Annotated in this window: 4 protein-coding genes; 3 read left to right on the top strand and 1 reads right to left on the bottom strand. The window is 64.1% G+C overall.

Translation table 11 applies throughout. The features are described from left to right. Positions 1-973, bottom strand: a 973-nt coding sequence (locus VDP82_RS15030) for a tetratricopeptide repeat protein (RefSeq protein WP_323015646.1), incomplete at its 3' end; no start/stop codon positions are given. 381 nt (positions 974-1354) lie between these two features. Here VDP82_RS15030 and greA point away from each other — a divergent pair. The 3 genes from greA to VDP82_RS15015 all read left to right on the top strand — a co-directional run bounded on the left by greA (position 1355) and on the right by VDP82_RS15015 (position 3924). Beyond that, a complete protein-coding gene (gene greA, locus VDP82_RS15025; protein ID WP_323015645.1) occupies positions 1355-1828 on the top strand; it encodes a transcription elongation factor GreA in 474 nt (157 codons plus the stop codon). A 142-nt stretch (positions 1829-1970) separates the two neighbouring features. Continuing rightward, complete coding sequence (gene trxB / locus VDP82_RS15020) at positions 1971-2921, top strand: thioredoxin-disulfide reductase (protein WP_323015644.1); 951 nt, start codon at positions 1971-1973, stop codon at positions 2919-2921. Positions 2922-3030: 109 nt separating this feature from the next. Next, the gene (locus VDP82_RS15015; RefSeq protein WP_323015643.1) at positions 3031-3924 is read left to right on the top strand and encodes a LysR family transcriptional regulator; all 894 of its coding nucleotides are present in this window, start codon (positions 3031-3033) and stop codon (positions 3922-3924) included. Positions 3925-3976: the final 52 nt, after the last annotated feature.

The following is a 3976-nucleotide window of genomic DNA, read 5'->3' as shown; positions in this document are numbered from 1 at the left end:
CCCGCTTTGCATTCTTCATGACACCGTCGCCATTGAGAAGCATCATTCCCGACAGATATTGCGCTGTCGGCTCACCATGATCGGCGGCGCTCACCAGCAGCTCTCGCCCCCTGGCCGCATCGGCTTTCACGCCGCGCCCTTCGAGGTAGCGGCGCGCCAGGTGCAGCTCAGCCGGCCCGAAACCCTGCTCGGCTGCCGCACCCATCAAGACCAGGGCCCGCTCATCGTCGGGCTTGACCAACTTGCCGCGCTCAAGGATCAGCGCCAGGTCGCCCTGCGCTGCCGCCAAGCCGCCCGCCGCTGCCTTTTCCAGCCATTTCAGCCCTTCTGCCATATCCTTCTGCGCGCCGTCGCCATTGAGCAGCATGGCGGCCAGATGGTGCTGCGCCTGTCCCACTCCGCCTTCGGCGGCCTCGACAAACAGCCGGCGGGCCGCATCCTGGTCCCTGGCGATACCCATCCCCGCCTGCAACGCGAAGGCGAGGTAATATTTGGCGATCGGCAAATTCTTATCGGCGGCCTGCTGATACAGGGACACGCCCCGCTCCGGGTCGGCAGCAACGCCATTGCCGTTGACATAGGCATATCCGAGCGAGACCGTGGAATAGGGATCGCCCAGCGAATGGCCGCGCTCAAACAATGCAACCGCCGCCTCATAGTCCGGCGCAAGCAGGCCGAGATTGTTGAAAGCGCGCCCGAACCCCGCATCGGCGGCCGACTGATAGGCCAGTCGGGCCTCGTCCAGGCGTCCCGCCTTGTGGAGCGCCCGCCCGCTGGCAAATTGAACATCGGCCCTGGCCTTGCCGGTCCCCGCCACCTCACCGCAGGCTGCCAGAACCGCTTCCGCGTCCAGTTGCTCAAGGGCTGTTTCGGCCGATTGAAGGCACCGGCTCTCCGCCGTGGCGCCGCACGACGCCAGGACGATCGCCGCGCCGGCCATGATGGCGATCTTCAGTCCCAGCCATTTAATCATGCCAGCCCCCGCGCGACATCCATATGCTATACTTCACCAAGGCAAATGATTGGCGTCGCCGCACCCGCCTGTTTCCGCCCGTTATAGAACAACATGCCGGACCAGGCGTCGTCCAAACCCGATTTTCAAGAACTTTGTTCTGACGTCGCAATAATCGCGCGGCTGGTGCGGCATTTTGGCTCAATTGCGGGGCCCGTAGATGAAGATCGCCCGATTGCAACCCCTGCCTTGCCCATTCCGCGTTCCGCACCGGCTTGACCAAAGCGCGGGGGAAGGGCAACTTGGCGTCATCTCCCCAAAAAACTGATCGTGACGCGCGTGCCGAACGGAGTTTGGCTGGGAGAAGGCTATTGAAGTTTCGTGCCGGATGGAGGCAACGCAATGGACAAGATCCCGATGACGGTTGGAGGCCACAAGGCGCTGACCGCCGAATTCGAGCATCGGACAGCCAATGAGCGCCGTCGCATCATCGACGCCATCTCGGAAGCGCGCGCGCATGGCGACCTGTCCGAGAACGCGGAATATCACGCCGCCAAGGAGCAGCAGAGCCTCAATGAAGGCCGCATCAAGGAGCTGGAGACCATCCTGGCCCTTGCCGACATCATCGATGTCGGCAAGCTCACTGGCCCCACCGTGAAGTTCGGCGCCACGGTGACCTTCCTCGATGAGGATACCGAGGAAGAAAAGACCTATCAGGTGGTGGGCGACCCCGAGGCCGACGCCTCGGCGGGCCGCATCTCCATCTCCTCGCCCATCGCCCGCGCCATGATCGGCAAGGAGGAAGGCGATTCGTTCGAGGTGGCCGCCCCCGGTGGCGCCCGCAGCTACGAGATCGTCACGGTGCGCTACATCTGAGCCCCGCCACCCCTCTGGGCTGTGACATTTCCCCTCGTTCCACAGGCAGCTTGCCCTTCCCGGTACGGTTTGCCTTGAAAGACCCCTCCCTCGCCCCTTAACTAGGAGCGAGGGAGCATTCGTTTTGTCGGAGAGCGTTGCGATGCACGCGAAAGTCATCATCATCGGGTCTGGCCCTGCCGGCTACACCGCCGCCATCTATGCGGCGCGCGCCATGCTGGAGCCGGTGATGATCCAGGGGCTGCAACCGGGCGGCCAGCTCACAATCACCACTGATGTGGAAAATTACCCCGGCTTCGCCGACGTCATCCAGGGCCCCTGGCTCATGGAGCAGATGCAGGCTCAGGCCGAGCATGTGGGCACGCGCATCGTCAACGACATCATTTCCCATGTCGATTTCGACCGCCGTCCCTTCGTTTTGACCGGCGACAGCGGCCAGACCTATACCGCCGACAGCGTCATCATCGCCACCGGCGCCCAGGCCAAGTGGCTGGGCCTGCCCTCGGAGCAGAAATTCCAGGGCTTCGGAGTGTCCGCCTGCGCCACCTGCGACGGCTTCTTCTATCGGGGCAAACAGGTGCTGGTGGTGGGCGGGGGCAATACGGCGGTGGAAGAAGCGCTGTTCCTCACCAATTTCGCCGAAAAGGTGATCCTGGTGCATCGGCGCGACGAATTCCGCGCCGAGCGCATCCTTCAGGAGCGCCTGTTCAAGAATCCGAAGATAGAAGTGCGCTGGAACACCGAGGTGGTCGAGATCGACGGCGCCGCCATGCCGCCCTCGGTCAATGCGGTGACCCTGCGCGACGTCACCACCGGCAAGACCTATGAGCAGCCCATCGACGGGGTGTTCGTGGCCATCGGCCACGCCCCGGCCACCTCGATCTTCGCCGGCAAGCTCGACATGAAGCCCGGCGGCTATCTCCAGGTGAAGCCGGGCACCACCCAGACCAACATTGCCGGCGTTTTCGCCGCCGGCGACGTGACCGACGACGTCTATCGCCAGGCGGTCACCGCCGCCGGCATGGGCTGCATGGCCGCGCTCGATGCCGAGCGCTTTCTGGCCGAGCACGAATTGGCCGAGGCGGCGGAGTAGTCCCGACATGATCGGTCTTTCTCCCCCGCCTGTCACAATTTCTGCGCGCCGCTCGCCTAAGGCGGGGGCGCCGGCCCGGCCGGGCTAACAACAAGGAAAGCGTCGCACCATGCTCGACTGGGACAAGCTCCGGATCTTCCACACCGCCGCCGAGTCGGGCAGTTTCACCCACGCCGCCGAAAAGCTGGGCATGAGCCAGTCCGCCGTCAGCCGGCAGATTTCAGCGCTGGAAGACGATCTGGGCCTGAAGCTCTTCATCCGCCACGCGCGCGGGCTGGTGCTGACCGAAGTGGGCGAGCAGCTTTTCCGCACCGCCCATCGCATGCATTGGGAGCTCCAGCAGGTGGAGACCCAGATGTCGGAAAGCCAGGACGTGCCCACCGGGCCCCTCATCGTCACCAGCACGGTGGGCATCGGGTCCACCTGGCTGAGTTCGCGGCTCGATGAATTCCTCAAGCTCTATCCGCTGATCCAGGTGGAATTGCGCCTCAACGACGCCGAGCTGGACCTGGCCATGCGCGAGGCCGACGTGGCCATCCGCCTGCATCGCCCCAACCAGTCGGAAATGATCCAGCGCAAGCTCTTCACCGTCCACAACCACTTCTACGCCTCGTCCGCCTATGTGGACGAGCACGGCATGCCCGCCTCGCCCGAAGAGCTGGACAATCACCGCATCATCAGCTTCGGCGAGCCGGTGCCGTCCTATCTGGGCGACATCAACTATCTCGAACGCATGGGCCGCCCCGATTCCAATCCGCGCCGCGCCGTGCTCAAGGTCAATGCCATCTATGGCATGCTCCAGGCCTGCCAGGCCGGCATCGGCATCGCCATGCTGCCCGCCTACGTCACCGAGACCGCCGGCGGCCTGGTGCGGGTGCTGCCCGAGATCGAGCTTCCCGCCTATGAAGCCTTCTTCGTCTATCCGCCCGCGCTCAAGAACTCCAAGCGCGTCGGGGTCTTCCGCGACTTCCTCGTCGCCAAGGCGCGCGAGTGGAGCTTCTAGGGCGTTTCCAGTAAAAGTGGAAACGGCCTTTTCGGTTCGGAAACGCGATAAA

The organism is Devosia sp., from assembly GCF_034675085.1.
GTDB lineage: Bacteria > Pseudomonadota > Alphaproteobacteria > Rhizobiales > Devosiaceae > Devosia.
The sequence above is the reverse complement of the archived record's forward strand: the minus strand, read 5'-3'. Positions and strand labels throughout refer to the sequence as shown.

Bases quoted from the DNA above. Each gene is read 5' to 3' on its own strand.
- greA (WP_323015645.1), top strand. From the start codon at position 1,355: ATGGACAAGATCCCGATGACGGTTGGAGGCCACAAGGCGCTGACCGCC.
- trxB (WP_323015644.1), top strand. From the start codon at position 1,971: ATGCACGCGAAAGTCATCATCATCGGGTCTGGCCCTGCCGGCTACACC.
- VDP82_RS15015 (WP_323015643.1), top strand. From the start codon at position 3,031: ATGCTCGACTGGGACAAGCTCCGGATCTTCCACACCGCCGCCGAGTCG.